Source organism: Microcystis sp. M53603_WE2 (assembly GCF_030065435.1).
The window spans coordinates 1-4,925 of record NZ_JASJFF010000274.1; the positions used below are offsets into that span (position 1 = coordinate 1).

The window sequence follows — 4,925 nt, forward strand, 5'->3', positions numbered from 1 at the left end:
ATAGGGTTGATATTGACTGTTACAGGTGATTAATTTGAGTTTATCGAGGATATCCTGCCGTCCCATCTGTACCAAACCCCAGAGGAGATTGCCGGAATAATCGAGCATAATCCGGGGATTACAGCCTTCCGCCACCAATTCCGGGATAAAATCGCCCATGCGACTGTAACACCAGGCAAAAACGCTGGCATTATGGTTATCACCATCCCCCTGATTCTCGAACATATGCTGGAGATTGCAGATTAATTCACCATTAACACCCGCGGGGATGGTGGGTTGGTGCATATGCAAGGCACAGGCAAAACCAGCCTTGATATGGTCTAATTGGAGATTTGTTGTCGGTAAAAAGATCGGATCATCGTGATTAACAATCGCTGCGATTTCCTGTTCCCAACCGCAAATAGTCGGTAGTCCGGGGCGGATTTCCGTGATAGCGTTCGATTTCGATGATACGGGTGTAGCGATCATAATTTTTCAGGCGAATAGATTGAGATAGTTTGTCCCCACTCTCCCAGGGACAACTTTGTTTACTGGCAACAGGTCACTCTTGACTGTTCACTGCTAACTGAGCTAAGAGTGCGGACTTGATCCTATCCCATTTATACTGGGAGTAACCCTCTCCAGACACAAGCCTTCGTAACTCGTTAACAATCAAGATGATTCTTTACTGAACTTAACCGATCCTCGCACTATGATACAAACAACTATCCGCCCTTTTACCTGTAAATTTTAACCATGTTCTCGGCGACTACCGAAATTCTTGTTATCTTCTTCCTGATCCTCCTCAATGGAGTCTTTGCTCTCTCGGAAATTGCCATTGTCTCGGCCCGCAAAGTCCGTTTAGAACAATTAGCCAGAGATGATCGAAGGGCGGCGGTGGCCTTAAAATTGGCCAATGATCCCAATCAAATTTTATCGACGGTGCAGATTGGCATTACCCTAGTGGGTATCTTTGCCGGGGCCTACGGAGGAGCTAATTTATCGGTCAGTGTGGCGCAATTATTGGCCCAAGTTCCTGTTTTAGCCCCCTACAGTCAAGCTTTGGGATTAGGATTAGTGGTGTTAATTATTACCTATCTATCCCTAGTGGTGGGGGAATTAGTGCCGAAACGGTTAGGTTTAAGTAATCCTGAAAAAATCGCTATCCTCGTTGCTGATCCTCTGAATAGGTTATCAAAAATTGTTTCGCCCATTGTCCATCTTTTGAGTCAATCGACTAATCTGATTCTCGGTTTGTTGGGGATTAATACTAATAACAATGATTCCCCAATTACGGAAGAAGAATTGAAAATTATGCTTAAACAGGGAACCGCAGCGGGAACCTTTGAGGAAGCAGAACAGGATATGGTGGAAAGGGTGTTAGGATTGGGCGATCGCCGAGTAAGCCAGATTATGACCACGCGCCCAGATATTATTTGGCTAGATTTGGAAGATAGTGCCGAAATTAACCGCCAGAAGCTAATTGAGAGCAATCATAACCGTTTTCCTGTGTGTCAGGGCAGTTTAGATGAGGTTTTGGGGGTAATCGAAGTCACAGACTTATTGGCAGATTGTTTAACCGGTGAAAGTTTCGACCTGACGAAGGATTTACAACAGCCGCTTTTTGTGCCGGAAAGCACTAGGGGTTTAAAGGTGTTAGAATTGGTGCAGCAAAGTGGTCATCATATTGCCTTGGTAGTGGATGAGTACGGGGTGATTCAAGGATTGGTGACGCGCAAGGATATTTTAGAGGCAATTGTCGGCGATTTACCCCAATTAGATAATATTGAAGATGCTCAGATCGTGCAGCGGGAAGATGGTTCTTGGTTGATCGATGGTACAGTGGCGATCGAAGATTTTAAAGAGTTATTTGAAATCAGTGAATTACCCGGGGAAAAACAGGGCAATTATCACACTTTAGGTGGTTTTATTATTACCCATCTTGGCAGGATTCCGGCAGCTGCCGATCATTTTGAATGGCAAAGGTTGCGCTTGGAAGTGGTGGATATGGACGGTAATCGCGTCGATAAGGTGTTAGTCACGCTCTTGTTAGATGATTTGTAAGTAATTGTTAGTAAACATCTAGATTTTTTCAAGCTTGTGAAGACCGATACAATTTTTTATCAACTCTTGCAAACCTTTCCGGGGTTAATTTTTGAATTACTGGGAGAATCAACCCAGAAAGCTGAAAATTATCAATTTTCCTCCCGAGAAATCAAAGAATTAGCGCGTCGTTTTGACGGTATTTTTTTACCGACCACAGCAGCACCGGAACTAATGATTTACTTTGTTGAAGTGCAATTTCAGGATAAAAGTGATTTTTATTGGCGATTTTTAACAGAAATTGTCATCTATCTCAATCAGTATAAACCCGTTCAGGATTGGATAGCTGTAGCTTTATTTGCCTCCAGGGATCTGGATAATAACTTTCCCTATCAACTGCGGGGATTTGAGATAACGGGACAGATCAGACCTATTTATTTAGATGAATTAATCGATAGTCCGGCTCCGTCTCTGGGTTTAGGAATTATTCAGTTAATTGTCGCTACACCCCAATTAGCACAGCAACGAGGAAAACCACTTTTAGAAAAAGCGATCGCTGAAATTGATGATCTAGTTTTCCAGCAAAAAGTTGTAGAATTAATTGAAAGAACCTTAGCCTATAAATTTACTAATCTTAGTCGCACGGAGTTAGAAGCTATGTTCGGATTAGATGATCTCAGACAGACTCGACTTTATCAAGAAGCTAAACAAGAAGGTCGTGAAGAAGGTCGTGAAGAAGGTCGTGAAGAAGCTAAAACTGAAGCGATCGCTGGTTTACTAGCTTTAGGTTTAAGTATAGAACAGATTGCCACTGCTTTGCAATTAGAACTTACCAAAGTACAAGAGACAGCGGCCAAATTATCCCCCCCAAATTAGAAGGATAAATTATTAGGTTTCTCCCTGACTTTACCCTATTCATTCATATTACGATAGGTAGCCACTGCCGAGGGAGAAATGCGATTGAGATAACGGAAAATCCAATATTTTAAGACTGTATCCAAGATAACGGGAAAAGTGGCGATAAAGAGAAAATTAAACTGGCGATTTTCCGGTAAACCGAAATGACGACTTAATCCTTCTAGGATCACTTCCCAACCGTGGGGAGAGTGGAAACCGACAAATATATCGGTAAAGAGAATAATTAAAAAAGCTTTAGCTGAATCGCTAAGATTATAGAGAATGCCATCCAGAAAAGACTTGACAATCTCGATTTCCCGACGACTAAAAGCGACAACAAAACCAAAGGCAATCAGGGAACAAATATCGGCGAAAATATTAGCGATCGCATTTAAACCTCGTTGGCGAAATTCTTCACTTAGTACCGCGGCTTTTTTGGTAATTTCTCCCTCGATTTCTTCGTTAGATAATTTGGGTGCTAAACCAATCATACCTCGAAAATGTAAAGCTTCCTCAAATCTTCTCAATTCCGAAAAAGCTTCTTCTTCTAAATCCTGATTGATAAAAATAAACTGTTCCTGTTGTTGGAAATATTTATTAACCAAGGGGGTAATCAGGAAAGTTTTGGTTAATTGCTGGGTCAACAAAGGAACAATAATTAACAGTAAAATAAACTTGAGGGAAATGGCTGTTTTATAACGAGAATTGCGAAATTTCTTTAAAACTGCCTCCTCCGATTCCTCCGCTTGGGGATCAATTTCCTGTTTAATGCGATTAAAAGTATTGACAAAAGAACGGGGTAAAACCCCCGGTTTTTCCGTAGCTTTTTGGGATTTATTACTTTTGATTATTTCCTCATCTTCAATACTACCCGCTGCTAAAAAAGAGCGATTTCTAGAAGTCTTATTTTTGGCTGTTTCCTGCTCAAAATTTCTGTTCTGGATACTTTTGGGAACATCTTGAATATCTTCTTGCCAATAATTATCTTGATATTTTCCGATAATACTATCGATAAACTGAAGTTTTTTCAGACAAACATCTGTGGTGACAGTAATCACCCCATTATTAATTGTCGGTTGATTAGGTCCGAAAGTATTAACGATTGATCGACTAGCTTTAAACTCCGTCAATCTGACTTTAATTTTTTGCAGATAACCTTTAACTTCTGCGATAAAATAGGAATTAGTGCTGCTGCCATAATTCGAGAACTCCGCTGCCACTTTTCGCCCTTGAAAATGCTTATCTTCTATTTCCTTAATCTTCAAAGCTGCATGATAGGCCTCATCTAAAGAACGTTCAGGAGTTTGTAATAACCATTGATTAACACCTTGCAAAATCCGATTAAGATTCATAGGAAACAATTACTTCCACAAGGGAGAAAAGCTAGAGTACCGATCAGTTATCTTAACAAATACAATCCAGAAAAAACGATGTCAATCATACCAATTTGGATCGAAGGTGGGACTCGATCGGGAAAAACCACCGCTTTAGTCGGGGAATTTCGGCGCTGGGTTGTTTCTCAACTTCAGTCCCAGGATTCATTGTATCTCGATCGACCGAAATCATCGCCCCTTCCCCGATCGATCTTAGTTTTCGCTGCCAACGATGATAATAAACGAGAATTAGCCGATCAATTAGCCCTTGCTGTTAGGGGTAGCTATCCGATTCTCTGCAAAACCCCTTTAGGTTTTCTCACCGATGAAGTCATCCTGTTTTGGCCGTTAATTTTCGAGTCTTTAGGGCTAAAAGCGCAATTTCCCCGCCGATTACGCCCAGAAACGGAGCAGGAACTCGCCACCCGTCTCTGGCAACCAGCGATCGCTAAATTCTTCCAGCTTCCTAGCATAAATGAATATCGTTTCGTGCGTCAAGTTCTCGATTTGTTACAATTAGCCGGCGCTAGTGGTGTTCCCGCAGAAAAGATACCCGAAAGATTAGCCGACGGATTATCAGAAACAGATCTAAAACGAGTTTTAGCGATTAATGAGCAGGAAACACCAGAAAAA

At 41.5% G+C, this 4,925-nt stretch carries 3 protein-coding genes and 2 pseudogenes; 3 read left to right on the forward strand and 2 right to left on the reverse strand.

Going from position 1 to position 4,925, the window contains the following annotated elements:
- Window positions 1-468, reverse strand: a pseudogene (locus PX481_RS05955) (glycosyl hydrolase family 57); the annotation flags it as partial.
- A 267-nt stretch (window positions 469-735) separates the two neighbouring features.
- On the opposite strand from PX481_RS05955, the gene PX481_RS05960 reads away from it, so the two are divergent.
- Together PX481_RS05960 and PX481_RS05965 are read left to right on the forward strand one after the other, a co-directional pair.
- Complete coding sequence (locus PX481_RS05960) at window positions 736-2,043, forward strand: hemolysin family protein (protein ID WP_288093976.1); 1,308 nt, start codon at window positions 736-738, stop codon at window positions 2,041-2,043.
- A gap of 36 nt (window positions 2,044-2,079) precedes the next feature.
- Entirely contained in the window at window positions 2,080-2,898 is an 819-nt protein-coding gene (locus tag PX481_RS05965) for an Rpn family recombination-promoting nuclease/putative transposase (RefSeq protein ID WP_288093978.1), read from the forward strand.
- Between the two features lie 35 nt (window positions 2,899-2,933).
- Here the strand turns inward: PX481_RS05965 and PX481_RS05970 are convergent, their stop codons facing one another.
- On the reverse strand, window positions 2,934-4,271 hold the full coding sequence (locus PX481_RS05970; protein WP_002760527.1) for a proton extrusion protein PcxA: 1,338 nt from the start codon (window positions 4,269-4,271) through the stop codon (window positions 2,934-2,936).
- A 78-nt stretch (window positions 4,272-4,349) separates the two neighbouring features.
- On the opposite strand from PX481_RS05970, the pseudogene PX481_RS05975 reads away from it, so the two are divergent.
- Window positions 4,350-4,925, forward strand: a pseudogene (locus PX481_RS05975) (recombinase family protein); the annotation flags it as partial.